At 37.2% G+C, this 25,934-nt stretch carries 25 protein-coding genes and 2 pseudogenes; 19 read left to right on the forward strand and 8 right to left on the reverse strand.

Annotated elements, in window-relative coordinates:
- Positions 1–51: 51 nt before the first annotated feature.
- A complete protein-coding gene (locus AAHI02_RS17840) occupies positions 52–735 on the reverse strand; it encodes a Crp/Fnr family transcriptional regulator (protein ID WP_346984396.1) in 684 nt (227 codons plus the stop codon).
- A 203-nt stretch (positions 736–938) separates the two neighbouring features.
- Between AAHI02_RS17840 and gcvT the strand changes: the two genes are divergently transcribed.
- The 14 genes and pseudogenes from gcvT to AAHI02_RS17910 all read left to right on the forward strand — a co-directional run bounded on the left by gcvT (position 939) and on the right by AAHI02_RS17910 (position 16,603).
- Positions 939–2,039 carry a glycine cleavage system aminomethyltransferase GcvT gene (gene gcvT, locus AAHI02_RS17845; RefSeq protein ID WP_346984397.1) on the forward strand — a complete coding sequence of 367 codons (1,101 nt, stop codon included), beginning with the start codon at positions 939–941 and terminating at the stop codon, positions 2,037–2,039.
- A gap of 10 nt (positions 2,040–2,049) precedes the next feature.
- Positions 2,050–2,421, forward strand: coding sequence for a glycine cleavage system protein H (locus tag AAHI02_RS17850; protein ID WP_346984398.1), 372 nt, complete (start codon positions 2,050–2,052; stop codon positions 2,419–2,421).
- 195 nt (positions 2,422–2,616) lie between these two features.
- A complete protein-coding gene (locus AAHI02_RS17855; protein WP_346984399.1) occupies positions 2,617–3,003 on the forward strand; it encodes a hypothetical protein in 387 nt (128 codons plus the stop codon).
- A gap of 137 nt (positions 3,004–3,140) precedes the next feature.
- Positions 3,141–7,485, forward strand: a pseudogene (locus AAHI02_RS17860) (CusA/CzcA family heavy metal efflux RND transporter).
- Between the two features lie 3 nt (positions 7,486–7,488).
- A complete protein-coding gene (locus AAHI02_RS17865; protein ID WP_346984400.1) occupies positions 7,489–8,625 on the forward strand; it encodes an efflux RND transporter periplasmic adaptor subunit in 1,137 nt (378 codons plus the stop codon).
- Between the two features lie 30 nt (positions 8,626–8,655).
- Complete coding sequence (locus tag AAHI02_RS17870; protein ID WP_346984401.1) at positions 8,656–9,120, forward strand: heme-binding domain-containing protein; 465 nt, start codon at positions 8,656–8,658, stop codon at positions 9,118–9,120.
- A gap of 77 nt (positions 9,121–9,197) precedes the next feature.
- Positions 9,198–11,706, forward strand: a pseudogene (locus tag AAHI02_RS17875) (cation-translocating P-type ATPase).
- A 60-nt stretch (positions 11,707–11,766) separates the two neighbouring features.
- Positions 11,767–12,147 carry a hypothetical protein gene (locus AAHI02_RS17880; protein WP_346984402.1) on the forward strand — a complete coding sequence of 127 codons (381 nt, stop codon included), beginning with the start codon at positions 11,767–11,769 and terminating at the stop codon, positions 12,145–12,147.
- 72 nt (positions 12,148–12,219) lie between these two features.
- Entirely contained in the window at positions 12,220–12,666 is a 447-nt protein-coding gene (locus tag AAHI02_RS17885; RefSeq protein ID WP_346984403.1) for a thioredoxin family protein, read from the forward strand.
- Between the two features lie 4 nt (positions 12,667–12,670).
- Complete coding sequence (locus AAHI02_RS17890) at positions 12,671–13,600, forward strand: FAD:protein FMN transferase (protein WP_346984404.1); 930 nt, start codon at positions 12,671–12,673, stop codon at positions 13,598–13,600.
- 118 nt (positions 13,601–13,718) lie between these two features.
- The gene (locus AAHI02_RS17895) at positions 13,719–13,946 is read left to right on the forward strand and encodes a DUF4266 domain-containing protein (protein ID WP_346984405.1); all 228 of its coding nucleotides are present in this window, start codon (positions 13,719–13,721) and stop codon (positions 13,944–13,946) included.
- Between the two features lie 28 nt (positions 13,947–13,974).
- On the forward strand, positions 13,975–15,165 hold the full coding sequence (locus AAHI02_RS17900) for a DUF3570 domain-containing protein (protein ID WP_346984406.1): 1,191 nt from the start codon (positions 13,975–13,977) through the stop codon (positions 15,163–15,165).
- A 7-nt stretch (positions 15,166–15,172) separates the two neighbouring features.
- Positions 15,173–15,868: a phosphatase PAP2 family protein gene (locus AAHI02_RS17905; RefSeq protein ID WP_346984407.1), complete on the forward strand. Its 696-nt coding sequence runs from the start codon at positions 15,173–15,175 to the stop codon at positions 15,866–15,868.
- Positions 15,869–16,045: 177 nt separating this feature from the next.
- A complete protein-coding gene (locus tag AAHI02_RS17910; protein ID WP_346984408.1) occupies positions 16,046–16,603 on the forward strand; it encodes a thioredoxin family protein in 558 nt (185 codons plus the stop codon).
- An 8-nt stretch (positions 16,604–16,611) separates the two neighbouring features.
- Here the strand turns inward: AAHI02_RS17910 and AAHI02_RS17915 are convergent, their stop codons facing one another.
- The 4 genes from AAHI02_RS17915 to AAHI02_RS17930 form a co-directional block, all read right to left on the reverse strand.
- Positions 16,612–17,007, reverse strand: coding sequence for a hypothetical protein (locus tag AAHI02_RS17915; protein ID WP_346984409.1), 396 nt, complete (start codon positions 17,005–17,007; stop codon positions 16,612–16,614).
- 48 nt (positions 17,008–17,055) lie between these two features.
- A complete protein-coding gene (locus AAHI02_RS17920; RefSeq protein ID WP_346984410.1) occupies positions 17,056–17,187 on the reverse strand; it encodes a hypothetical protein in 132 nt (43 codons plus the stop codon).
- A gap of 78 nt (positions 17,188–17,265) precedes the next feature.
- The gene (locus tag AAHI02_RS17925; RefSeq protein WP_346984411.1) at positions 17,266–17,625 is read right to left on the reverse strand and encodes a hypothetical protein; all 360 of its coding nucleotides are present in this window, start codon (positions 17,623–17,625) and stop codon (positions 17,266–17,268) included.
- A 1-nt stretch (position 17,626) separates the two neighbouring features.
- Positions 17,627–17,785 (reverse strand): hypothetical protein, encoded by a 159-nt coding sequence (locus AAHI02_RS17930; protein ID WP_346984412.1) that lies wholly within the window; start codon positions 17,783–17,785, stop codon positions 17,627–17,629.
- 206 nt (positions 17,786–17,991) lie between these two features.
- Here AAHI02_RS17930 and AAHI02_RS17935 point away from each other — a divergent pair, with 206 nt between their 5' ends.
- From AAHI02_RS17935 to AAHI02_RS17955, 5 genes are all read left to right on the forward strand, one after another.
- A complete protein-coding gene (locus AAHI02_RS17935; RefSeq protein WP_346984413.1) occupies positions 17,992–19,005 on the forward strand; it encodes a nucleoid-associated protein in 1,014 nt (337 codons plus the stop codon).
- 283 nt (positions 19,006–19,288) lie between these two features.
- On the forward strand, positions 19,289–19,555 hold the full coding sequence (locus tag AAHI02_RS17940) for a hypothetical protein (RefSeq protein WP_346984414.1): 267 nt from the start codon (positions 19,289–19,291) through the stop codon (positions 19,553–19,555).
- A gap of 187 nt (positions 19,556–19,742) precedes the next feature.
- A complete protein-coding gene (locus AAHI02_RS17945; protein ID WP_346984415.1) occupies positions 19,743–21,482 on the forward strand; it encodes an ATP-binding protein in 1,740 nt (579 codons plus the stop codon).
- A gap of 22 nt (positions 21,483–21,504) precedes the next feature.
- Positions 21,505–22,059 (forward strand): biliverdin-producing heme oxygenase, encoded by a 555-nt coding sequence (locus AAHI02_RS17950; protein ID WP_346984416.1) that lies wholly within the window; start codon positions 21,505–21,507, stop codon positions 22,057–22,059.
- Positions 22,060–22,246: 187 nt separating this feature from the next.
- Positions 22,247–23,173, forward strand: coding sequence for a malate dehydrogenase (locus AAHI02_RS17955; protein WP_346984417.1), 927 nt, complete (start codon positions 22,247–22,249; stop codon positions 23,171–23,173).
- A gap of 115 nt (positions 23,174–23,288) precedes the next feature.
- On the opposite strand, the gene AAHI02_RS17960 is transcribed toward AAHI02_RS17955, so the two are convergent.
- The 3 genes from AAHI02_RS17960 to AAHI02_RS17970 form a co-directional block, all read right to left on the reverse strand.
- Positions 23,289–24,077, reverse strand: a complete 789-nt coding sequence (locus tag AAHI02_RS17960) for an AraC family transcriptional regulator (protein ID WP_346984418.1) — start codon at positions 24,075–24,077, stop codon at positions 23,289–23,291.
- Positions 24,078–24,208: 131 nt separating this feature from the next.
- Positions 24,209–25,186 (reverse strand): aldehyde reductase, encoded by a 978-nt coding sequence (locus AAHI02_RS17965; protein ID WP_346984419.1) that lies wholly within the window; start codon positions 25,184–25,186, stop codon positions 24,209–24,211.
- Between the two features lie 85 nt (positions 25,187–25,271).
- A complete protein-coding gene (locus AAHI02_RS17970; protein ID WP_346984420.1) occupies positions 25,272–25,817 on the reverse strand; it encodes an NAD(P)H-dependent oxidoreductase in 546 nt (181 codons plus the stop codon).
- Between the last annotated feature and the right edge of the window lie 117 nt (positions 25,818–25,934).

Below are 25,934 nucleotides of genomic sequence, written 5' to 3' on the forward strand. Positions count from 1 at the left end.
AAAAACTGTATAAAAATGAACAATCAATTCCTCGATACACAGGTATTCAACTCAGTGAAGATTTGCGATATGAATAAGTTGCTTTAAATCTGTTAATTGTATTTTACGGCCGTCCATCACAATAAGTCCGTCCTGCCTGAAATCATGAAGTATTCTTGCCAGGGTTTCATTGGCTGTGCCTACCATATTGGCAAGATCAGTGCGGGACAGAGAAATATATACGTGTTCCTCAGGAATATTGGAGTGGTATTTTTTATGCAGAATCAAAAGACTTAACGCTACCCGCTCTCTTACGGTACGCTGAGACAGAACAGTCATCAGATTGGCCATAACACTGAATTCATGGCTAAGGCTTTTTAACAACAATCTCGAAAAGACAACCGACTGATCCAGGATCTTTAAAAAATCTTCTTTAGATATAAATGCAATAACGGAATTTTCAATGGCCTGAGTGGTATCTCCGTAGGATTCATTGCTTAAAATCGCGGAATACCCAAAAAACTCGCCGGTATTGTAAATATAGATAATCTGTTCTCGGCCGTCGTTATCTACTTTATATTTTTTTACTTTACCTGTTTTTAAATAAAAAATTCCTGTAGGGATGGTTCCATCTGTGAAAATGGCTTCATTTTTACGGTAATTCTTATTCTGCATGGCTCTTTTGAGCATTTCCTTGTCACAGTCGGGAAGCTCATCAAAAAGATACTGATTATTGAAAATAAATTTTGAGATCATGCCGCTACAAAGCTACGCTATTTTAGGCAAAATCAAACTTGACTTAAATCAAGTTTAAAAAAAGAGATAGGTCACCGGATTTTACCGGCAAACAGTCTACTTTTGCTAAAATAATAACACAACTTTTGATCGGAAACCTTTTCGGTTCAGAAGGATTACCAGGTCTGATTCATACGAATCATTAACAGAGTTTATCATAATATATGACCACTATAAAAATAAAGAAAACGGCATTTAATGCAATACATCATATCCTTGGCGGGAAAATGGTAGAATTTGCTGGTTATGAAATGCCTGTTAAGTACAAAGGGGTAAACCATGAGCATGAAACGGTAAGAAACGGAGTCGGTGTATTTGATGTCTCTCATATGGGCGAGATCTCAATACAGGGAAAGGACGCTTTATCACTCATTCAGAAAATTACTTCCAATGATGCATCAAAGCTTTTTCCGGGGAAAGTTCAGTACAGCTGTATGCCTAATGATACAGGCGGAATCGTCGATGATCTTCTGGTTTATATGATAAGTCATGATGATTATCTTCTTGTCGTGAATGCATCCAACATAAAAAAAGACCTGGATTGGATTGTAAGGCATAATTCTTTCGGTGCGGAAGTTACCAACATTTCAAATTCTGTTTCCCTGCTGGCGGTTCAGGGACCTAAAGCGGCGCAGGTTCTGCAGAAGCTTACGGATATCAGTTTAAAAGAACTTGAAAATTATACATTTACAATAGGAGAGCTGGCTCATATTCCTAATGTATTGATCTCATGCACAGGCTATACCGGAGCGGGCGGCTTTGAAATCTATGTTGAGAACAGATATGCGGGACATTTGTGGGAATCTATTTTTGAAGCCGGAAAAGATGAAGGTATAGAAGCTATCGGGCTGGCTGCCAGAGATACGCTACGTTTGGAAATGGGCTTTTGCCTTTACGGAAATGATATTGACGATTTTACCTCACCATTAGAAGCCGGATTGGGCTGGATCACCAAATTTAACAAAGATTTTACCCATAGCGGATTCTTAAAAATCCAGAAAGAGAAAGGAGTTTCTAAAAAGCTTGTAGGCTTTGAAATAGAGGAAAAAGGAATTCCCCGTCATGGCTACGAAATCTGGAATGAAAATCATGAAATTATAGGAACTGTAACCTCCGGAACAATGTCTCCTACCTTAAAAAAAGCAATAGGAATGGGATATGTTTCGACAGAAAATTCAAATATTGGAAATGAAATTTTTATCAGTATCAGGAATAAACCGGTGAAGGCAAAAGTTGTACGGCTTCCATTCATCAAAAATAAATAGGAACCTACGTATGCTTATTCCAAAAAATTTATATTATACCAGAAACCATTTATGGCTGAGGAAAATAGGATCTTATGACTTCTGCGTGGGGATTACTGATTTTGCACAGAAAGAAATCGGGGAAATCGGCCTGATTGAGTTTAATGTGAAAAGAGATATTATTGAAAAAGAAGCTTCGTGGGGAGTGGTGTACGGAATCAATGATACCTTTCCTCTTCTCTCACCTTGCAAGTGTAAAATTATATCAATCAATACATTCCTTCATAAAAAACCTTCCCACATCAATACAGATCCTTATAATTATTGGTTTTTAACGATTTCAACATCTGCTTCTGAAAATGAATTTTTAACCAGAGAAGAATATATACAATTGATAAGATGATTCCTTTTAAGGATATTAAATATAAATCATAAACAATACATTATTAAATTTTTTTTATACTCTGTGGACGACGTCCACTCTTTGTCTGAATATTATTGCTACCAGGAATTTATTTCCTGGTTTTTTTAGTGAAAATTCTCTGAAAATCAGTAATTTAAAATCATTCTTAATGAATAAATTCATAATTTTGCTGTAGTGAAAAAGCTGATTTCCATATTGTTGTTATCATTGTATTTGGTTTCCACGACCGAACTCTATCAGCTTTTGAAATTACCGGTTCTTATAGAGCATTACATAGAGCATAAAAACCTCAGTCCTGAGATGTCTCTCACTGCATTTCTGAAAGTTCATTATGATCATCCTGTTAAAGACAATGATTATGAAACCGATCAGAAATTACCTTTTGTTTCGCATGCAAGTCTTCTTTCAGTGGTTTTTACAGTTAATCCTTCTTTAGACTTTTACGTTAAGGAGAAAGTATATCATACTCTTGAGATCAAGAAAACCTTTTATAAAAGTGTTCTTTACAACAAAGAAATCGTAAACTCCATCTGGGAGCCCCCAAGATTCCATCAGTCTTAATCTGTTTTCTCAATCATAAAAATGATTGGGCGTATTCTGTTTTCATACCAATGGATTTGCATCGATGAAGATGCATAAGAAGCTGTACTTCAGAATACCGGAATTTATCACAATAATTAAGATTAATCAATCAATTTATGCTTACAAAAATCATTGAGTTTTCTGTAAAGAATAAACTCATCATTGCATTGTTGGTATTAGGGCTTATCGGAATTGGTTCCTATCAGGTGACCCGGCTGCCGATCGATGCGGTGCCGGATATTACCAACAATCAGGTACAGGTTATTACCATGGCACCTTCTTTCGGTGCAACCGATATAGAACGGCTTGTTACTTTCCCCATTGAGCAGGCCAACAATAATATTTCAGGATTAAAAGAAATCCGTAGTTTTTCCAGATTCGGTCTATCACTTGTCACAATTGTTTTTGAAGATGATGTTGACATCTACTGGGCAAGACAGCAGGTAGCCGAAAGGCTGCAACAGGTGCAGGCAGTCATTCCGCAGGGAATAGGAAATCCGCAGCTTGGGCCAATTTCTACAGGTCTCGGCGAAATTTTTCAGTATGTCGTAAGGCCAGAAAAAGGCTATGAAAAAAGATACAATATCACAGAACTTCGCACCATTCAGGATTGGGTGGTCAGAAGACAGCTTTTAGGAGTAAAAGGCGTGGCTGAGGTCAGCAGCTTTGGCGGTAAGCTGAAGCAGTACGAGATTGCCGTGAATCCCGACCGGCTTAATGCATACGGAATAACCATTAATGATGTATTTGATGCTTTACAGGCCAACAATCAGAATACCGGAGGTGCTTATATTGAAAAAGGACCTACCGTTTTATACATCAGGAGCGAAGGGTTGGTAGGAAGTATTGACGAAATCAACAATATTTCTATTGCAACAAAAACGAATGATGTCCCTCTGTTTATAAGAGATATTGCCAAAGTAAAACAGGGTTTTGCTACCCGTTACGGAGCCATGACTTTTAATGACGAGGGAGAAGTTTCAGGGGCTGTGGTAATGATGCTGAAAGGTGAAAACAGTAATCAGGTCATAAAAAACGTAAAAGAAAAAATCGCACAGGTTCAAAAGACACTTCCGGAAGGAGTAGTAATAGAACCTTTTCTTGATCGTACCAAAATGGTTAATAATGCCATCGGAACGGTAGAGAAAAACCTTACGGAAGGCGCGTTGATCGTAGTTTTTGTTCTCGTATTATTTTTAGGAAATATAAGAGCAGGTCTTTTGGTTGCTTCTGTAATCCCTCTGGCGATGCTGTTTGCCATCTGTATGATGAATCTTTTCGGAGTAAGTGGAAATCTGATGAGCCTTGGAGCGCTGGATTTCGGATTGATTATCGATGGTGCGGTCATTATCGTAGAATCCGTTTTACATCAGTTTAGCCATAATTCAAAATTCAAAAAAATATTTTCCGTCGGAAAATCAGAAATGGATACAATTGTTATCGATTCGGCAGGGAAAATGATGAACAGTGCCGTTTTCGGACAGATCATTATTCTTATTGTTTACCTTCCAATCCTTACTTTACAGGGAATTGAAGGAAAAATGTTCAAGCCAATGGCTCAGACTGTTGCTTTTGCGTTGCTGGGAGCATTTTTACTGTCATTGACGTACATTCCGATGATGAGTGCTGTCCTGCTGAGAAAAAGAAGTGGCAAACCCACTTTATCAGACCGAATCATGAAAAAAGTTGAGCAGGGTTATCTTAAAACACTGCTTAAACTTCTTAGAATTCCTAAAACCGTTTTTTCGATAGTAACCGTTTTATTTATCACGGCAATTTTCATTGTAACAAGAATGGGAGGAGAGTTTATTCCATCTCTCGAAGAGGGGGATTTTGCTGTAGATACAAGAGTTTTACCAGGAAGTAATCTGACGACAACGATTGAAAGTACCCAAAAAGCAGCTCATATTCTCAAATCCAGGTTTCCCGAAGTGGAAAAGGTTGTTACGAAGATCGGAAGTGGAGAAGTACCCACCGATCCGATGCCGATGGATGCTTCCGATATGATGGTTATTTTAAAGGATAAAAAAAGAATGGACATCAGCCTCCACTTTTCCCGAACTAGCCGATAAAATGGGTAAGCAGTTGCAGGAAGTCCCCGGAATTACGGCCAGCTTTCAGTTTCCGGTTCAGATGCGTTTTAACGAATTAATGACCGGAGCAAGGCAGGATGTAGTAATCAAAATTTTTGGAGATGACCTGGATGTTCTTTCTCAGAATGCCCAAAAATTAGGAAAAATCATAGAAACGGTAGACGGAACCCAAAATCTTTATATAGAACCTGTTTCAGGAATGCCACAGGTTATCATAGAATATAACCGCCCTCTTATTGCACAGTATCATTTGTCTGTTTCAGACATCAACAGGATTGTCAATACCGCATTTGCGGGGCAAAGTACAGGATTGGTCTTTGAAGGTGAAAAACGTTTCGATATGGTGGTACGGCTGGATACCAAAGACCGTAAAAATGTTACTGATATTAAAAACCTTTTGGTCCCTACGCCTTCTGGAGATCAGATTCCATTGTCACAGCTTGCAAAAGTGGAGGTTAAAAACGGTCCCAACCAGATTCAGAGGGAAAATGCCCAGAGGCGAATTGTGGTAGGTTTTAATGTAAAAGGAAGGGATGTTCAAAGTATCGTGGAAGAACTTCAGCATAAAACAGATCAGAAAATGAAGCTTCCTACAGGATATTATATGACGTATGGAGGGTCTTTCGAGAACCTTAATAATGCCAAAAAACGTCTGATGATCGCTGTTCCTGTTGCGCTGGCTCTTATTTTCGTAATGTTGTTTCTGGCTTTTAATTCCGTGAAAGAAAGTTTATTGATTTATACGGCTATTCCGCTTTCCATTATCGGCGGAGTGTTTCTGATGGCTATCCGGGGAATGCCTTTCAGTATCAGTGCCGGAGTAGGATTTATTGCCCTTTTCGGAGTCGCTGTGCTGAACGGGATTGTTTTAATATCTGAGTTTAACCGCCTTTATAAAAGCGGAATGCGGAATATTGTAAGAATCGTTATTGACGGAGGAGAATCACGTCTACGGCCGGTTTTGATGACGGCTTTTGTGGCCTCATTAGGATTTATTCCTATGGCTGTCAGTAACGGAGCCGGAGCAGAAGTTCAGCGTCCTCTGGCAACCGTTGTTATCGGTGGATTAATGGTAGCAACATTTCTTACACTGTTTGTTTTACCCTTATTATATGTAAATATTGAAAAAGGATTTAAAATGAAAAAAAATCATCATAAAAATGGAGTGGCTGTATTGATTTTACTATTCGGTCTGACAGGATTCGGAGTTAAATCTCAGACGCCGATCAACCTGCAAACTGCCGTTCGTACAGCATTAGGAAATAATAGAAATCTTAAGAATGAAAAACTGAAATCCGAATATTCAAAGGCATTGATAAAATCAGCAAGTGATATTCCGCAAACAGGAATAAGTCTTGATTATGGACAGATCAACAGTGTGTACAAGGATATGAAATTCGGGATTTCACAGAATATCGCATTTCCGACCGTTTACAAGAAACAGAAAAATCTTTATACGGAAGAATGGAAAAAGTCTTTGCTGAATGTTTCTCTTAAAGAATATGAACTCACAAAAGCAGTAAGTCTTACGTTTTATACTATTTTGTATTGGAAAGAAAAGGAAAAGCTTCTGCTCGAAACTTTAAAGCTGTACACGGATTTTCTGGACAAAGCAAATATCCGCCTGAAAGCTGGAGAAAGTAATATTCTGGAAAAAACAACGGCTTCCCATCAAAAATCGTCCATAGAAATTCAATTAAAACAACTGCAGCAGGAACTTTCCGTTTTGGGATATCAGTTTCAGTGGCTGTTAAATAGCGAAACGGATTTTTTGCTTGAAGATGAAAAAATTTTTAATACAGGAATTCAGCAGGAAATCAGTACACATCCTTTTATAAAAATACTGCAGCAACAGAAAAATGTTTCTCAACAGCAAACTGCCCTCGAAAAAGCGAAATTACTTCCCGGGCTGCAGCTCGCTTATAATCTCAACAGTTTCAGAGGAATGGGTGCGGATGATAAAGTATATGGTTCTGCGCCACAGTTCCATTCTGTGCAGTTGGGAGTTCTCGTTCCCGTTTTTTCCGGTGCACAGAAGGCAAGAATTCAGGCTGCTAAAGTTGCTGAATCCGTTGCTGAAAATGACTTAATGAATACAGAATTCAATTTGCAGAATCAGCTTAAAAAAGTGGAAAATATCTACCGGACCAATCTTGATATTGTCTACCGGTACGAAAGTTCAGAGCTGAAAAATGCAGATGTCATTACAGAAACGGCTAAAAAACAGTTCCTGGCTGGAGAGATTAATTACCTTGAATTTGTTATTCTTGTCAATCAGGCGGTTGCATTAAAAAACAGTTATGCCGATGCGGTCTGGAAGCTGAATCAAAGTGCTATAGAACTGGAATATCTTACTTTAAATCCATAAAAAATGAAATCAATTTCAATATATACATTATTAATCAGCCTTTTTATATTCATTCAGTGTAAAAAGCAAGAAGCACTGAATCAGGAAAAAAATATTCCGCAGGATGAAAATGTGGTTACTTTAACCGACGCTCAGCTGAGAAACGCGCCCATAGAAACAACAACGCTTTCTTTACATAATATTTCTTCGGTTTTAAAACTTAATGGAATGATTGATGTTCCGCCACAAAATCTTGTTTCTGTGAGTGTTCCATTAGGCGGGTATCTTAAATCGAGCAGCTTGCTTCCGGGAAAACCGGTTTCAAAAGGTCAGGTGATTGCTGTTATCGAAAATCCACAGTTTATTCAGCTTCAGCAGGATTATCTGATGGCAAAATCTAAAATGCATTTTGCACAACTGGATTATAACCGCCAAAAAACGCTTAATCAAAGCCAGGCTACCAGCGATAAGGTGATGCAGCAGGCACAATCGGAAATGAACAGTCAGAAAATTTTAATGAATTCTCTGGCGCAGCAGCTCCGTCTCATCAATATCCGTCCGGAATCTCTTAATTCCGGGAATATTAAGAAGAGTGTTCCTGTTTACAGCACCATCAATGGGTTTGTGAGTAAAGTAAATGTGAATATCGGTAAATATGTAAATCCGTCTGACGTGCTTTTTGAGCTCATTAATCCGGATGATATTCATCTCAACCTGAAAGTATATGAAAAGGATCTGGAGAATCTGAACAAAGGACAACGGTTTGCGGCCTATACCAATGCCGAACCTGATAAAAAGTATTATGGTGAAATCCTGCTCATCAGCAAGGATATCAATCCCGGTGGCTGGGCTGAAGTACACTGTCATTTTGAAAAATACGATCAGAGTCTTGTTCCGGGAATGTATATGAATGCTGAAATAGAAACAAGTACCTCTTTTTCCAATGCGGTTCCTGAAGAAAGTATCGTCAATTTTGAAGGAAAAGACTTTGTTTTTGTGGAAGATAAAAAGCAAACCTACAGACTGACTCCCATTACGTTGGGCGAAACAGAAAACGGATTCGTTCAGATCGTCAATTTTAATGATTTTAAACATAAAAAAATAGTCATCAGGAATGCTTATACACTTCTCATGAAACTCAAAAATACCGAGGGCGAATAAGAAAAAAATTAAACAATTAAATTTAAAAAAATGAAAACATCATCTTTAATAAAAGCAGGAGCCGGTTTCATTATCGTGTTACTGATCATTATTCAGTTCTTTGATGCTGAAAAAAACATAGCCACCACTCCTTCAGAAAATGCCATTGAAAAACATCATGCTGTGACGGATCATGTGCGGAAATTATTAAAAACAAGCTGTTATGACTGTCATTCCAATACGACGGTTTATCCGGCGTATAACAATATCCAGCCAGTAAAATGGTGGCTGGCAGATCATGTGAATTCAGGGAAAAGGCATTTGAATTTTGATGAATTTAATACCTATTCTAAAGAGAAAAAACTGAAGAAACTGGATGAGATCGCAGAAACTGTCCGAAGCGGAGAAATGCCGCTGACTTCTTATACACTCATCCATCACAACGCAAAACTTTCTGATGTCGAAAAAGCTGAAATTGAACAGTGGGTAAATGAAGTGAAAAAACACATTGAATAATAGGATGTTAAAAAAACAGAAAGAATATTCTGCTAAAACAAAAACATTCAGTAATTTTAATACTATATCCATTTCGCATGACTAATATACCGGAAGATTTAAAAGGTCTTACAGAAGCTGAAGTAGCAGTTTCCAGAGAAAAATACGGATATAACCGATTGGAAACGGTTAAAAAAGAAACGTGGATGAGCCTGCTCATTAACATTCTGAAAGAGCCGATGCTTATTCTCCTTATCTGCGTTTCTCTTATCTATGTGATTATTGGGGATTACGGAGAAGCTTTATTCATGTTGGCAGCTATCGTAGGAGTTACCGCAATTTCTTTTTATCAGGACAACCGAAGCAAAAAAAGCTCTGGAAGAACTTGAAAAGCTCAATGAACCATTGAGTAAAGTAATCCGGAATTCAAAAATTATCGAAATTCCCACTTTTGAAATAGCTGTGGGGGATCTTTGCATTACCGAAGAAGGAAGCCTCATCAACGCTGATGGGAAAATTGTACATAGTAATGATTTTTCTGTTAATGAATCTTCACTTACAGGAGAAAGTTTTTCTGTTTTCAAGGACAGCGGATCGGAAGATAATAAGGTCTATAGCGGAACAATCACCGTTTCAGGACTGGCCGTTTTTGAAGTGGAAAGCATCGGAAAAGAAACCAGGGTAGGTAAAATAGGGCAGTCTATACTGAATATCAAAGAAGAAATATCGCCTCTACAGCTTCAGATCAGAAATTTTGTAAAAGGAATGGCGATTATCGGGCTGATTATTTTTCTGGCAGTATGTGTTTTCAGTTTTATTAAAACAGGAGACTTTGTCGTCAGCTTATTGAGCGGACTTACCTTAGCAATGTCTGTACTTCCTGAAGAAATTCCTGTTGCTTTTACGACCTTTATGGCTTTAGGTGCCTGGAAACTCATGCGCGACGGAATCATCATCAAGCGAAGCAGTATTGTGGAAACTCTCGGCAGTGTTACGGTAATCTGTACCGATAAAACAGGAACGATAACCGAAAACTCTATGCAGCTGAAACATCTGTATGATTACCGTTCTGATAAAGTTTATGAACAGGAAGAATTTCAATCGGAAAAACTGAACGAACTTATTGATTATGCCATGTGGAGCAGCGAACCCGTTCCGTTTGATCCCATGGAAATAACCCTGCATAAGATTTACGAGAAAACGCAGAATCCCGATAAAAGAAAAGACTATCAGCTATTCCATGAATATCCTCTGGAAGGAAAACCTCCTATGATGACCCATCTTTTTGAAAATGAACAAAAGAATCGGATTGTTGCGGCCAAAGGGGCTCCTGAAGCCATCATTAGTGTTTCCAGGCTTTCAGCACAAGAAAGGGATAAAATAAGAACGGTGATAAAAGAATTCGGGCAACAGGGCTACCGGGTTCTCGGTGTTGCCAAATCTCATTTTGAAGGAAATAATTTCCCTGAAAAACAGCAGGATTTCAGTTTTGATTTTTTAGGACTGACGGTATTTTATGATCCTCCCAAAAAAGGAATAGAAAAAGTATTTCAGCATATTTATGATGCAGGTATTAAAGTAAAAGTTATTACAGGAGATAATGCAGATACAACACAAGCTATCGCCCTGCAGGCCGGGATTAAAAACAATGCTCCTGCCGTAAATGGAAGTGAAATAACTGCAAGTTCGGAAGAAGATCTGATGAAGCTTTCTCGAAATACAACACTGTTTACCAGAATGTTTCCTGAAGCAAAGCTTAACGTGATCAATGCCCTGAAAGCGCAGGGAGATGTAGTGGCAATGCTCGGCGATGGCGTGAATGACGGTCCTGCCTTAAAAGCCGCCCATATAGGCGTAGCCATGGGAAATAAAGGAACTGAAATCGCCAAATCAGCCGCCGCACTCGTGATTACGAATGATGATCTTGAAAAACTGGTTATCGGAATTGCTGCCGGACGTAGAATTTATGCCAACATAAAAAAAGCCGTTCAGTATATCATTTCGATTCATATTCCGATCATACTTACGGTTTCTTTACCGCTGTTTCTGGGGTGGGTATTTCCGCATATATTTACTCCTGTACACGTCATTTTTCTTGAGCTGGTCATGGGACCTACGTGTTCTATTGTTTATGAAAATGAACCCATTGAAAGAAATGCAATGAAAAAACCTCCCAGAAAACTTACAGATACGTTTCTGAACTGGAAGGAACTTATGGTAAGTATTATTCAGGGATTTATCATTACAGCGGGGATATTATGGATGTATCAATATTCTGTTAATCATGAAAATAATGAAGAAAAAACCAGGGCATTGGTTTTCTGTACACTCATATTTGCCAATATATTACTGAGTCTGGTAAACCGCTCTTTCTATTACAGTGTATTGGAGAGTTTTAAAAACCGCAACTTTTTACTTGCGGGAATTTCGGGACTGGTTCTCGTATTGATGTTTATCATTCTTTATGTAAGTCCGGTTTCACGATTCTTCAGTGTAACTCCTCTTACCATAAAAGAACTGGGATTGGCATTACTTGTTGCCGCCATTTCTGTGCTTTGGTTTGAAATTTATAAACTGATAAAAAGGCTTTGCGCAAGAAATCATTAAACTTGAAAAAAAATAATCATTCTTAATCAATTATTTTATAATTTTGATCTGTGAAAAAAGTTGATTTCCATATTGTTGCTGTCTCTGTATTTGGTTTCTACAACCGAATTGTATCAGTTGCTGAAAATACCGACTTTGATAGAACATTATTACGAGCATAAAAAACTCAATCCGGAAATGTCTCTTACTGCATTTCTGAAAACCCACTATGAAAATCCCGTGAAAGACGGTGATTATGGCAAAGATCAGAAACTGCCTTTTATCATTCATACAACACCGCTGGCATTGATTTTTATTGTTGGAGACACTTTTCACTTTGAACTTAAGAAAGATCATTTTAAACAGATAAAGTCCAGGAAAATACCTTCAAAAAATGACAAATTCTGTTACAAAGGTTTTTTAAGAACTGCCTGGGAGCCTCCGAAATATTCGTTTTCATAATGCAATTTTCATGATCCGGTTTAAATAAAACCGGCATATTATAATTACAAACTCATTATAAATTTTAAAATAATGAAAACAATATTTTCAGCCATAGTAATGGTTGTATTCGCTGTTGGCATTCAGGCTCAGAGCCGTTTGGAGAATGCAAAAAAACAGGCTTCACAAAACAAAGAACTTATTTTGCTCAATTTTTCCGGCTCAGACTGGTGCATTCCGTGCATTAAACTTCATAAAAACATTATCGGAACAGATGAATTTAAAAAACTTGAAACCGAGAATGTAATGGTGTACATCAATGCAGATTTTCCCAGAAATAAGAAAAACCAGCTTTCTCCCGAGCTGAAAAAGGAAAACGCTTCTCTTGCTGATCAGTACAATCCGAAAGGGATATTTCCTTATACGATTTTACTGAATTCCGATGGGAAGATCCTGAAAAGCTGGGAGGGTTTACCGTCTGAAAATGCAACGGCTTTCGTAAAAGAAATTCGGGATATCAAGGAAAATCAAAAACTGTAAGAGTATGTTGAAAGAATTCAAAAGACCTCAAAAACTCATGGGGAATGCTTTTGAAATTACCGTTGTAAGTGATGATGAAAAGACCGCAAACAGTCATATTGATGCTGCCATTGAGGAAATCCGGAGAATAGAAAAGCTGCTCACTACTTTCAGTGATGAAAGCCAGACCAATCTCATCAACAAAAATGCCGGAATAAAAGCCGTAAAAGTTGACTGGGAAATCTTTGATCTGATCGAAAGAAGCCTCAGAATCAGTAAAATTACAGACGGATATTTCGATATTTCCTATGGTGGAATTGACAAAAGTTTCTGGAATTTCGACAAAGAAATGAAACAGCTTCCTGATCCTGATGTGATTAAAAAGCATTTGAAACTGGTTGATTATCAAAATATTATTCTTGACCGGAAAAACCAGACTGTTTTTCTAAAGGAAAAAGGAATGCGGATCGGTTTTGGAGGAATCGGAAAAGGCTACGCCGCAGAAATGGCAAAACGCATGCTTCAGAATCGGGGAGTCGTTTCAGGAATTGTCAATGCTTCAGGAGATCTTACGACTTGGGGAAATCAGGCCAACGGAAAACCCTGGACGGTCGGAATTGCCGATCCTGACAACTCCAAACGGCCGTTTTCCTATATGAACATCACAGATATGGCCGTCGCAACTTCCGGGAATTACGAAAAATTTGTCGTCATCAACGGTAAAAAATATTCTCATACCATTAATCCCAAAACAGGAATGCCTGTTTCAGGCGTGAAAAGTGTAACGATTTTTTGTCCCAACGCAGAAATTGCCGATGCAATGGCAACTCCCGTAAGTATTATGGGAATTGATGCTGCACTCAATATGGTCAATCAGATCAATCATCTGGAATGTATCATTATCGACGATCAGGACAGAATTTACTCATCACAGAATATCAATTTAAAGAATTAACCTAGAAAAGAACACATCAGATTGTAACATTAAAAATTAGTTTTTTGCTTAATAAGCTTAATTCAAATGAATTAATTGCTGATGGTAAAGATGTGTTTGATTAAAAAAAGAAATCAAAATGAAAAAATTCATAAAAATAATCGCGGCGATTTGTGTATCGGCCGTAACTATTTCAGTGCAGTCCTGCACAACCGTAAAAGAATACGAAAAAAATAAACTTAACGATGCCGAAATGGTACTTGGCAACCGAACCATTGAAAAAACCGAACTCAGTTTTCAATCTTACAGAGAAGGTTCTTCAGGAGCCAATGCAGGAAAAGTAGGAGGTGGCTGCGGGTGTAATTAAAACCAGGGGTAATTGTAAAAATTTAAAAATGAAAAAAATTATAATAAGCATCGTTACTCTTATCGGGATTTTTAATGCAAAAGCGCAGGAAAATACAGGCAATGAACAGCCAAAGAAACTGACTTTGGATGAAGCAAACTTAGTTTCCAGCTATTACAGGCAAAACGGAAACAACTCCGCAGTGACAGGCGGAATCGGAACTGAAAAACTGACAGACATCTCCAATACCATCGATGTAACCATGGTAAAATATGACAAAAAAGACAGAAAAAACAAATTCGGACTTAGTGTAGGAATCGATCATTATACATCGGCATCTTCTGATATGATTGACCTGAAGGCGAATTCTTCTGCTTCTCATGCCGATACCAGAATTTATCCTGCATTGAGCTGGAGCCGTGAAAATGAAAGCAAAGGCACAACATTAATGGCCGGCGTTTCTTATTCCGGAGAGTTTGATTATCAGTCTTTTGGTGCGAATATCGGGTTTTCTCAAAAAACAAAGAACAGGATGGGAGAATTTACCGCAAAATTTCAGGCATATCTGGACCAGGTAAAACTTATTGCTCCTATTGAACTGCGAGCCAATGGAAATACCGGCGGTGAACACGAAAATTACGGAAGTAGCGGAAGAAATACATTTGCATTGTCTTTGTCTTATTCACAGATTATCAATCAGAATTTTCAGGTTGAGTTTCTGGCAGACGGAGTTCAGCAGACGGGATATTTAAGTTTGCCTTTTCACAGAGTTTATTTTAGTGATAATTCTGTTCACCAGGAAGCTTTACCGGATAAAAGATTCAAAATACCGTTGGGGGTAAGAGCTAATTATTTTCTCGGGGATAAAGTGATTCTGAGAGCTTATTATCGGTACTATACTGACGACTGGGGCTTGAAATCAAATACATTCAGTCTGGAAACGCCTGTGAAGATTTCCCCGTTTTTGTCGGTAAGTCCGTTTTACAGATATTATTCTCAGACGGCCGCCAAATATTTTGCTCCTTATCAGCAGCATACGGCGTTTGATGATTTTTATACCAGCAATTATGACCTGTCGAAATTTGACAGTCATTTTTACGGAGCAGGAATCCGGATCAGCCCAAAGAACGGACTGTTTGGTATAGAACGACTCAATATGCTGGAAATCCGGTATGGTCATTATACAAAATCTGTGGGAATGAAGTCTGATATTATTTCATTAAATGTAAGATTCAAATAAAAAGCCAATGAAACTAATAGCACTAGCTGCTTTAATCTGTTCGGGAATATGCTTCGGACAGGTTAAAGCAGATTCTTCAGGATCTGTAGAAAATATTTCCAATTACAAGGATGATATTTACAGACCCAATTATAAAAAACTGATTGTACCGACAATTTTCATAGCATATGGCGTGGTAAGCTTAACTTCTGATGCGCTTAAAGATCTTAACAGATCCACCAAATATGAAATAGGAGAACATCAGCCGAAACATATTAAACTGGATAATTATACGCAATATCTTCCGGCAGTGATGGTTTATGGATACAATCTCGCAGGGATTAAAGGAAAACATAATCTTAAAGACAGAACAATTATATACGGAACATCACAATTAATATCCGCAGCTTTTGTGCTACCTTTAAAGCATATGGTAAAAGAAGAGCGCCCGGATGGTTCAAATGCTCTTTCATTTCCTTCGGGACATACGGCCGCGGCTTTTTCTTCAGCTCAATTTCTTTTCAGGGAATATAAAGATGAGAATTTCTGGCTGGCGATTTCGGGATATCCTGTTGCCGTTTTTACAGGAGTTTACCGTACCCTGAATGATAAACACTGGGTCGGAGATGTTGTTGCAGGCGCCGGATTCGGGATTTTAAGTACAGAGTTGGCTTATTGGTTGTTTCCTGTCATTAATAAAATTTTTAATAAAAAAAGAATCTAAGAATTTCACATTTATTTATCCTGTTTTAGAATCTAAAAATTTTGGAGCAGGATTGGTGATGAATTTTTAATGTTCATTGTTAAATTTTTTTGGTTAAACTCAAGCTATAAAAAAAATATTTTTACGGTAAGCCGGAAAAAGTTTACATTCGTATGAATTAATTTAAAAATCATTCAAATGAAATTTTCAAAAATACTTTTGATAGCAGGATTATTACTGTTTCAGCTCAATTTTGCTCAGGAAAAAGCAGATGTTGTTCTTAACAAAGCGCTTACTGAAGCCAAAGCAAAGAATAAAAATGTACTTCTTATTTTTCACGCCTCTTGGTGCAAATGGTGCCACGTCATGGAAAAGAATATGAACCTTCCGGAAACAAAGCCTATTTTTGAAAAGAAATTCGTTACGGCGTACGTAGACGTTCAGGAAATGGGCGACAAGAAAAAGCTTGAAAACCCGGGTGGCGAAGAATTGATGGACAAGTACAAAGGAAAAGATGCCGGACTTCCGTTTTGGCTGGTTATCAATCCGAAAGGTGAAGTTCTCGCCGATTCTTTCAACGATAAAAATGAAAATCTCGGTTGCCCTTCAACGGGTGAGGAAGTGGATATGTTTGCTGCAAAACTTAAAAAAATCTTCCGGGATGAATACCAAAGAACTTCAAACGGTAAAAGAAGTTTTTATGAAGAAAAACTAACGAGAATCGGCGAAACCTTTGGTTTCGCCGATTCTTTTTAAACGGTATATTATTTTCCAAAAAATATTTTATCCTGTTTCCGCTGATCGTTATAGATCAACTGAAAATTTATAGGCATATATTGATAGAGAAGTTTCCAGTGCTGTATTTTAGCATGCTTTTTAAAGCTTTCAAATGATCTCACGAAAAGATTTTCAATCATATCCCGCACATAAGAATCGCCATTTTTGTAGATCATATCCATCAGTTTGATGTGATGGGAAATAATATTGATTCTTGATTCCATCAGCAGGTTTTTCAGATAATTGATCGTACTTTGGATCACTCCTGCAAAATTATCCTGTATAGACAATTGTGTAATTTCGGTGCGAAGTCGCGGGTAAAAAAACTTTAGATATTCAACAGCAATTTTTTGATTAATCTTTTGCATCTGTGCATTCATCATAATTAATATTTTCGAGCATTTTTATTGACACGAAAACTGTACCAAAGTTTAGAGACAGGCTGCAAAAATAAATACTCCGACAATCACTGCAATATGAGTGGCCAAAATCTCAATATTATGCCTTTCCACCGTAGTTTTACACGTTTTCCAGTCAGAGATTCTTCTTACTTTTGTTTTCATATTCTTCTGATTTTTAATAGATTTAATTTTTATGTTGTTTTGTATTTCTGTAATGAAAGTCTTAAAAAATGTAATAAATCATATGCCATGACAGTAAATCTGCCGGCTATACATCTTTCTCAGATCTTCTGAAATGCAGGAGAAAATCATTTTCCGGTATTCTTCGCTACAGAAAACGGTAAAATTGTCCAGCGAATAAATGAAAGTATTCTCTATCGCATTTTTCATGACATTATCGCCGTTTGCGTATATTGTATTCACTTTTTTCAGACATTTAAATAAAAGATTTCTGTCGTTCTGGCGGATCATTATTTTAATTCTTTCCGTAAATGTCTGGATAGTATGATAAGGACTTTGAATTCTGTTTTCCTTAATAAGTTCATTCTCAATGTCAGGAATTACCTCTGCAATTTCTTGGGTGGCTTCTAAATAATTCATATTAATTCAATTCTAAAAATTTTATGGTTGCTCCGAAAATAAAAACGGCCAGAAATGCCATCAGTAAAAGGTGATAAGGCTTCAGCCATTTCGGAGTTGCCGGTCCTTTACTTTTTGATCTTCTCAGCGTATCTATTCTGTTTAATGTCTTTAGGTCCATATCTGTATGTTTTGAGAATCATGATGCCAATTGTATTCCTTTAGAATTTATTTTGAATTAAATATTTGATATTTAAATAGTTGTGAATTTATTTGATTTTATTTAAAACAAAAAAACGTGTCAGAATGATAAGTCTTTTATCAGAATGAAATAGTATTGATTGTCTGATTTAATTAATATCTTTGCAGTCCAAAAATATTCAGGAGATGTTTTCAAAAATCGTAGTACACAGAGTAGGAAATAAAATCAACGGAGAATCTTTAATGCTTTCTCAGGAAGAACTACAGCTGGATGAAGGAATGGCAGAGCTGCTTGAAAATTACTTTTTAGGATCTTTCAAATCTGAAGAAACATTCCATTTCTACAGCGATTCTTATCTGGTCAATAATCCGGTGTACAGTTCGGTGTCCGAGATTTTTGAGGACAAGGCCAAGTTTATGTGGGAATCCGAAAATATCGCAAAACATCTTTTTGAAGCCGCTGAAAACCCGAGAGTTCAGGGTGGAGAATTATTTATTGTTTACTTTGAAGACGAAAGAGAAGGAACAGAAAAAGTAGATAAAATCGGAATCTTTAAAACTGAAAAAAGAGAATCTTTCCTTAAAATTTCTCCTCAGGAAGAGAACTTTGAAATTGAAAAGGATCAGGGAATCAGTCTTTCAAAAATTGATAAGGCGGCCTTGATCTACAATAATGATAAAGAAACCGGGTATATACTTTCTGTTGTAGACAACAATAAAAATGGAGATATGTATTACTGGTTTGAGGATTTTTTAAAGGTAAAACAGCGTGACGACGAATATTTTCATACTCAGGAAGCTTTGATGGTGTACAAAGATTACATTACCAAACAATTGCCTCAGGAATTTGAAGTTTCCAAAGCAGACCAGGCCGATTTTTTAAATAAATCAATCAATTTTTTCAAAGAAAAAGAAGAATTTAAGCTGGATGAATTTGCGAGCGAAGTTCTGGGTGACGAGCATGTGATCGAGAGTTTTAATAATTTTAAGACAGATTACGAACAGGATATGCAGATCAATATCGCTGAAGAATTTCCGATCAGTGAAGCTGCCGTGAAAAAAACGCAGAGGCATTTTAAAAGTATTATCAAATTAGATAAAAACTTCCATATCTATATTCACGGAGACCGGAAAAAAATTGCACAGGGAGAGGATGAGCACGGAAAATATTATATGCTGTATTTTGAAAAAGAAGTGTAATTTCTTTTAAATATTTCAGCTTTTTTCAAAATCAATTCACAGCTATGTGGAAAATTCGTGGCTGATAAAAAAAGAGACCGGTAAACTAAATATCTTTTTAAGTGAATTTTTTGATTTCCGGAACAATATAATGTTGCGATTTAAGAGGCCAAACTCTTTGTAATTGCTTCAAAATACCCTTATTCAGAGGGATTAGAGAGTGTTTTTTTGTGGTATGCGTTTCTTTGAAAAAAACTACCACAGGTTTAAAAATTTCTCTATATTTGATTGATCAAAGTATAATATGAATTTTGTAGAGTGTCATGAAGAGCCTATCCATATTCCGGGCTATATACAAAGTTTTGGCTATCTGATTGGCATCGACGCAGAATCTCATTCCATCACTTTTTTCAGCAAGAATATCGAGGATATTTTTAAAATCGAAAGCCCGGAAAAGCTTTTCGATAAAAAGCTTACAGACTTTCCTGAAGTTTTCGAAACTGTCGTTAATTCCGATATTTATCGCTCTCTTCCGAATTTCACCAGGAGAGAAAACGAAACTTTTTTTTGATAAAATTTTTATCGAAGACAAGCAATATCATTTATCCGCTTTCCGAAGCAAGAGCAATATCTTTCTTGAATTTGAAAAAGTTCTGGTTAATCCCCATAAACAGATTTCCAATAAATATGATAATTTTTATATTGTAGATAATGATCAGGAGATATGGGATCTGCTTTTGAACACCTTATCGAAAATCGTGAATTACGACCGTATGATGGTGTACAAATTCATGATGGACGGATCCGGGAAAGTAGTCGCCGAAAAAACCAACGATAATCTTGAAAGCTATCTGGGACTTCATTATCCCGAATCTGACATCCCGATACAGGCGAGGGAACTTTATCTTAAAAAAAGAAAAAGAATTTTCAGCAATGTATATTCGGAACCGGTACCGCTTTTAAGCAAAAACCTGGAAAGCATCGATCTTACATACAGTACTTCCCGGGGGATGTCGCCTATCCACGGACAATACATTAAAAACTCTGGAGCTTCTTCAAGTTTCAGTATTTCAATTATTATTGATGATTATCTGTGGGGTCTGGTTACCTGCCAGAATTCCCAACCGAAGCATATCGACCTTGAAGACAGAGTGCAGGCCGGGATTTTCACGGCATTGGCTTCAAATGCCTACTCATCTTTTAAATCAAAAAATGAACTGAATTACCGTCTGAAGCTGAATGAAAAATCTGCTCATTTAAAAACGGAATTCTTAAAATACAACAGCTTATTTGATTCTTTAACGGAAAATAAAGCGGAGATCAGAGATTTTCTTGAAGCAGATGGTTTGGCCGTTATTGCCGAGGAAAAAATTGTCACGGAAGGAAGCACACCCGATGTTGCCACTATCGAAAAAATCACCCAATGGGCGCATCAGTACACGGAAGACAGCATTTATCTCAGCCGCAGTTTCCTGAAAGATCATGGAAAAGAGCTAGGGCTGGACGAAAGGGCTGCCGGTGTAGTGATCTATTTTGTGGAAAGAAGTAAAAATAATGTCCTTATCTGGTTCAGAAAAGAATTTGATGAACATATCGACTGGGCCGGAAATCCTAAAAAGAAAATTGAAGTAATCTACCGTGACGGAGAGGAAAAAAAGATGGTTTCCCCGAGAACGTCTTTTAAGATTTTTACGGAAGATATAAAAGGTAATTCCAAGCGATGGAATTCCAGAAATGTTGCTGCGCTGCAGGTTGTACGCGATCTGATCTTAGAAACTTCACATAAAAATTACAATACGATCAAAAGGCTCAATGATGAGCTTAAGAAGGTAAATGAAGAGCTTGACAGTTTTTCTTACACGATTTCCCATGACCTGGGGACTCCGCTGACCGTCATGAAGCTGAATGCACAGATGCTGCTCAAAACACTTACGGATCCATCGGAAAAAACCCGCAATAAGATCAATTCCATCATTGAAGAGATCGACAGTATGGCAGAAATGATGCATGATGTGTTACAGTTGAGCCGTGCAAAGCACAGTGAAATTCAGCTGGAAAGCCTTGAGACCTATCAAACCATTGAAAAGATTATTGAGAACGCAAAAATCACTTTCGGAACTCCGGCCAGTGAGGTTGTTATCAAAGAATGTCCTGAAGTTCTTGCTGATAAAACCATGTTACACCAGGCGTTTTTAAATATCATCAACAACGCTATTAAATATTCTTCGCAACAGGAAAGTCCTAAGATTGTGATTGAAGGCATTGAAGACGGCGATATGGTCATCTACAGAATTTCAGACAACGGAATTGGTATTCCAAAGGAGAATAAACATAAGATGTTTAAAATTTTCAACAGAATGGACAATGCCAAAAAGTTCAAAGGAAATGGAGTGGGATTGTCAATTGTTCACAGAATTATGAGAAGAATTGGAGGAAGTGTAGACTATGAAAGCAGCCCCAATGGCACATCATTTATTTTAACATTTAAAAAACCGTAAATACGGGACTATTTAAATCCTTATGACGATATCAGAATATCTAAAACAAAATACGGCAGAATATCATGATGCTGCCGAAAAGCTATTTAATTCACAAAAAATTTTCAATAAAACATTTACGTTTGAAGATTATAGAAAAATAATAATTACCAATTATATGATGCTTCTTCATTCGGAAGACAAGATCTTTGGTAAACTTTCTGAAAAATTCTCAGAAAAACTTCAGCTTAATGACAGAAAAAAACTTCCTTTGATTGAGGAAGACCTTAAAAGTCTGGCATTGAAAAATAGTACTGCTTCACACGAACTGGAATTTATGAATGAATGTGAAGCTTTTGGCGCTATGTACGTGATAGAAGGTTCTACCTTAGGCGGAAATGTTATCGCCAAACAACTTTCCAGAACAGAAGGTTTTGATGGTGTGACTTTCAATTTCTTTGGCTGCTATCATGAAAATACGGGTGCCATGTGGAAAGATTTTAAAGAAGTTCTCGATACAGAATTTCATGAAGAGCAATATGCTGAAGTGTTGTCGGGGGCGAAAAAACTGTACACCTTCCTGCTGAATGTCAATTAATCTTCTTTTACATTCTAAATAACATTTTTAAAGATAATTAAATTCCTGAAAGATTGCTCAATTTTTCAGGAATTGTTAAATTTGGGAGCTTTCAATTTTAAAAAAGAAGCAATTCAAAAAATAAATCAAAATGAAACCGTAAGGTTCTGTAATGACAAATTAATAAACAATATAAAAAGTATATATTATGAAAGTAACTGTAGTAGGTGCAGGCGCTGTAGGTGCAAGCTGTGCAGAATACATCGCAATGAAAAACTTCTGTTCAGAAGTAGTTTTAGTAGACATTAAAGAAGGGTTTGCTGAAGGTAAGGCAATGGATTTGATGCAGACAGCATCTCTTAACGGATTCGATACAAAAATTACCGGAACAACAGGAGATTACAGCAAAACTGCAGGTTCTCATGTAGCCGTTATTACTTCAGGTATCCCAAGAAAACCGGGAATGACGAGAGAAGAGCTGATCGGTATTAATGCAGGAATCGTAAAAGACGTTACCGAAAACTTAGTAAAACATTCTCCGGAGGTAATCATCATCGTGGTTTCCAACCCAATGGATACAATGGCTTACCTTGTACATAAAACTTCAGGTCTTCCTAAGCACAAGATCATAGGAATGGGTGGTGCGTTGGATTCTGCAAGATTCAAATACAGATTGGCTGAAGCGTTGGAAGCTCCAATTTCTGACGTAGACGGAATGGTAATCGCTGCCCACAGTGATACAGGAATGCTTCCTCTATTGAGCAAAGCAACAAGAAACGGAGTTCCTGTAACTGAATTTCTTGATGCTGAGCAACAAAAATATGTAATCGAAGAAACAAAAGTAGGAGGTGCAACCCTCACTAAATTATTAGGAACTTCTGCATGGTACGCACCGGGCGCTGCGGTTTCTGTGATGGTTCAGGCAATTGCCTGCGATCAGAAAAAAATGATTCCTTGTTCTTTAATGCTTGAAGGTGAATACGGACAAAATGATATCTGCCTTGGTGTTCCGGCGATTATCGGAGCAAATGGTGTGGAAAAAATCGTAAACGTAACCCTTACGGCTGAAGAGCAATTGAAATTCGCTGAAGCTGCCAATGCAGTGAGAGAAGTGAATGGAGATTTGAAGTTTTAATGATAAAACTTTATATATATATCTTATATATGGAAGCCGCGCCCGAAGGGCGCGGCTTCTTTTGGTACTGCAACTGTTTCAGTATTTCATAAATTTATATACCTGAAATGTTGAATCATGCCTTTCCAACTTCCGAAGGCGAAACACCAAATTCTTTTTTAAAGGCAAAGGAAAAATGCGATAGATCCTCAAACCCCAGATCAAGATAAATGTCGCTTGGCTTTTTATACTCTTTATCTAAAAGAAAATACGCTTCCTGAAGACGTTTTTTAATGAGCCATTTCCCGGGAGCTGTATTGAAAAGCGCTTTAAAATCTCTTTTGAAAGTAGATAAACTTCTTCCGGTCATGAAAGCAAAACGTTCCAGGCTGATATTGAATTTATAATTCTGATTCATAAAGTATTCCAGATCGATCTTATGAGGAATATTGAAATTAAATAATATATCTTTCAGATCAGGATTGTTCTTCAGTAAAATCATTAACAGCTCTTCACGTTTGATATCGACAAAGTCATCATCCAGTTTTTCAGTTCCGTTATAATACGGTTCCAGCGAGTGTACAAAATTTTTGACCAGAATATCTTCTTTTATGAATAGAAATGAATCATTGTAATCTGTTGCTTCGGCAACGTAAGGATGCCGTTCCAGGAATTTCCTCAAAAAAGGTTCATCAAAAGTAATGATTACCTTTTCAAACTTTCCATCATCTTTATATTTTGTATAGCGGACCAGGTGGTTTTTCCTTGCAATACAATAATCTCCGGGATTCATATTGTAATGATTATGACCGTCGTAAGCAACCATCGAACCTTTAAGCAAAAACAAAAAGAAATGCTCAGGGATAAACTGCTCAGGAGATATTTCGGGTCCTAAATGACAAGATTGCAGATTGTTGAACTTCATTTTAATAATTTTCCTTTGTTGTGATACGAAAGAAATAAATCAATCAAGACCGTGAAAAATTCGCTAAAGAATATTGATTCTCTGGAATAAATTCAACTTCCCGGTCTTTTAAAATTAAATATAAGCTAAATCTATGAACCTGCCATCAGACTATCAGCACTAGCCAGTAAAGCTTCTTCCCGGCTTCTCGGATTCCAGTGCAGAATGGTTCTTGCTTTTTGATTCGACATTTCTTTGTAAAATTCTTTGCTGATGGGTTCAAGTTTTTTAATATTGGTGGTGTATTCCGGCCTTTCTTTTTTAAATAACTCCGCAACATCATAGAAGCTCATCACCCCATCTGCAGTTGCAATAAAACGTTGCCCAGCTGCATCAGGGCTTAACATGGCTTTAATATGAATATCCGCAACATCCCGAACATCTACAACTCCCATTGTGAAAGTTGGAGTATATTCCATACTCCCGTTCAGAATTCCAGAAACGGCAATATCCAGAGAAGCAGAAGTAATTCCTCCAAGCGCAGGTCCAAAAATTCCTACAGGGTTAATGACCGACAGTTCCAGTCTGTTTCCTTCATTTTTGATGAAATCCCATGCGGCTTTTTCAGCAACGGTTTTTGATTTGATGTAGGCCGGAAGCTCAATATTCACATCCGTCCAGTCTTCCTCTGTGAAAATATGATCTTTTATATTTTTGCTGTATCCGACTGCTGCGAAAGAAGAAGTCAAAACCACCTTTTTTACATTGGCATCCCGAGAGGCTTTCAATACCCGTAAAGCGCCGTCTCTTGCCGGAATGATTAATTCATTTTCGTCTTTGGGATCCTGTGCCGGAAAAGGAGAGGCTACATGCAGGACATAATCAGAGCCTTTTATGGCTTCATTCCAGTTGTTGTCACTCGTAAGATCGGCTTCAAAAAAAGTAAGATGAGAAAAATCTGAAATTCCGCCTTCTTCCAGTGCTTTGATGATGTTGTCTTTTTTCGTGAATGAACGAAGGGTGGTTCTTACTTCGTATCCTTGTTGTAATAGCTGAAGAATAGTATGAACTCCTAAAAACCCTGTTCCTCCCGTTACCAAAACGGTTTTCTTTGTCTGTGCGTTTTCCATTGTATTTACATTTTACAGCACAAAGTTGAGATTTATTTGAAGTTTACATTTTGTTGTACAGTTCAAATTTTGTTTGTTGAGGGGTTCATTCAAACGAATGCAATAGGCTTATCAATCTTTTTGCCTGCTCCCTTGCTCTCTCTTTTACATTTTCTTCCGTATAACCTGCATTGATCGAGGTTCCGTGAAAATAAAAAGGATTTATATAATTCATTTGCGTATAATAAGCGGTTTGTTCCAGATTTTTGCAGAATTCATAGACTCTGAAATGATGCTCTCCCAATGTATGATATTCGCTTTCCGGGGCTCCTACGGTGAAACTGGGAATGAAATTCTTCCCTTTTAATTTGTCTCCTTTTGAACCGTAGGCAAATTGGTATTCTAAAACCATGTCAAACCAGAGTTTTAAGATCGCAGTCATATTATACCAGTACACGGGATATTGGAAAACAATGTTTTTATGTTTTAATAAAGCTTCCTGCTCCGCTTTTATATCAATCTTGTAATCCGGGTATAACTGGGCTAGACTTCGGATTTCAATTTCAAGATCGCTTTGCTCAAGTTCTTTGATGATGGTTTTGTTTGCTAAAGATTGTTCAATATTCGGATGTCCGAGAATAATTAGGGCCATATCTAATATTTATTTAAATGAAATTTCTGTTGCTGATGATAATAACTTATTTTAACTATAAAATTGATAGTTGCAAAATTACCCTGCCTTACATACATTTGCAATAACTATCCAATC

This window comes from Chryseobacterium sp. POE27, assembly GCF_039727685.1.
In the GTDB taxonomy this organism is placed as follows: Bacteria; Bacteroidota; Bacteroidia; order Flavobacteriales; family Weeksellaceae; genus Chryseobacterium.

Excerpts from the sequence above, each read along its gene's own strand:
- AAHI02_RS17925 (WP_346984411.1), bottom strand. The coding sequence starts at position 17,625 with ATGAATTATTTAGAAGCCACCCAAGAAATTGCAGAGGTAATTCCTGAC.
- AAHI02_RS17885 (WP_346984403.1), top strand. The coding sequence starts at position 12,220 with ATGAAAACAATATTTTCAGCCATAGTAATGGTTGTATTCGCTGTTGGC.
- AAHI02_RS17950 (WP_346984416.1), top strand. The coding sequence starts at position 21,505 with ATGACGATATCAGAATATCTAAAACAAAATACGGCAGAATATCATGAT.
- AAHI02_RS17905 (WP_346984407.1), top strand. The coding sequence starts at position 15,173 with ATGAAACTAATAGCACTAGCTGCTTTAATCTGTTCGGGAATATGCTTC.
- AAHI02_RS17840 (WP_346984396.1), bottom strand. The coding sequence starts at position 735 with ATGATCTCAAAATTTATTTTCAATAATCAGTATCTTTTTGATGAGCTT.
- AAHI02_RS17895 (WP_346984405.1), top strand. The coding sequence starts at position 13,719 with ATGAAAAAATTCATAAAAATAATCGCGGCGATTTGTGTATCGGCCGTA.
- AAHI02_RS17890 (WP_346984404.1), top strand. The coding sequence starts at position 12,671 with ATGTTGAAAGAATTCAAAAGACCTCAAAAACTCATGGGGAATGCTTTT.
- AAHI02_RS17935 (WP_346984413.1), top strand. The coding sequence starts at position 17,992 with ATGTTTTCAAAAATCGTAGTACACAGAGTAGGAAATAAAATCAACGGA.
- AAHI02_RS17940 (WP_346984414.1), top strand. The coding sequence starts at position 19,289 with ATGAATTTTGTAGAGTGTCATGAAGAGCCTATCCATATTCCGGGCTAT.
- AAHI02_RS17930 (WP_346984412.1), bottom strand. The coding sequence starts at position 17,785 with ATGGACCTAAAGACATTAAACAGAATAGATACGCTGAGAAGATCAAAA.
- AAHI02_RS17900 (WP_346984406.1), top strand. The coding sequence starts at position 13,975 with ATGAAAAAAATTATAATAAGCATCGTTACTCTTATCGGGATTTTTAAT.
- AAHI02_RS17915 (WP_346984409.1), bottom strand. The coding sequence starts at position 17,007 with ATGATGAATGCACAGATGCAAAAGATTAATCAAAAAATTGCTGTTGAA.
- AAHI02_RS17965 (WP_346984419.1), bottom strand. The coding sequence starts at position 25,186 with ATGGAAAACGCACAGACAAAGAAAACCGTTTTGGTAACGGGAGGAACA.
- AAHI02_RS17960 (WP_346984418.1), bottom strand. The coding sequence starts at position 24,077 with ATGAAGTTCAACAATCTGCAATCTTGTCATTTAGGACCCGAAATATCT.
- AAHI02_RS17870 (WP_346984401.1), top strand. The coding sequence starts at position 8,656 with ATGAAAACATCATCTTTAATAAAAGCAGGAGCCGGTTTCATTATCGTG.
- gcvT (WP_346984397.1), top strand. The coding sequence starts at position 939 with ATGACCACTATAAAAATAAAGAAAACGGCATTTAATGCAATACATCAT.
- AAHI02_RS17970 (WP_346984420.1), bottom strand. The coding sequence starts at position 25,817 with ATGGCCCTAATTATTCTCGGACATCCGAATATTGAACAATCTTTAGCA.
- AAHI02_RS17955 (WP_346984417.1), top strand. The coding sequence starts at position 22,247 with ATGAAAGTAACTGTAGTAGGTGCAGGCGCTGTAGGTGCAAGCTGTGCA.
- AAHI02_RS17920 (WP_346984410.1), bottom strand. The coding sequence starts at position 17,187 with ATGAAAACAAAAGTAAGAAGAATCTCTGACTGGAAAACGTGTAAAACT.
- AAHI02_RS17865 (WP_346984400.1), top strand. The coding sequence starts at position 7,489 with ATGAAATCAATTTCAATATATACATTATTAATCAGCCTTTTTATATTC.
- AAHI02_RS17910 (WP_346984408.1), top strand. The coding sequence starts at position 16,046 with ATGAAATTTTCAAAAATACTTTTGATAGCAGGATTATTACTGTTTCAG.
- AAHI02_RS17850 (WP_346984398.1), top strand. The coding sequence starts at position 2,050 with ATGCTTATTCCAAAAAATTTATATTATACCAGAAACCATTTATGGCTG.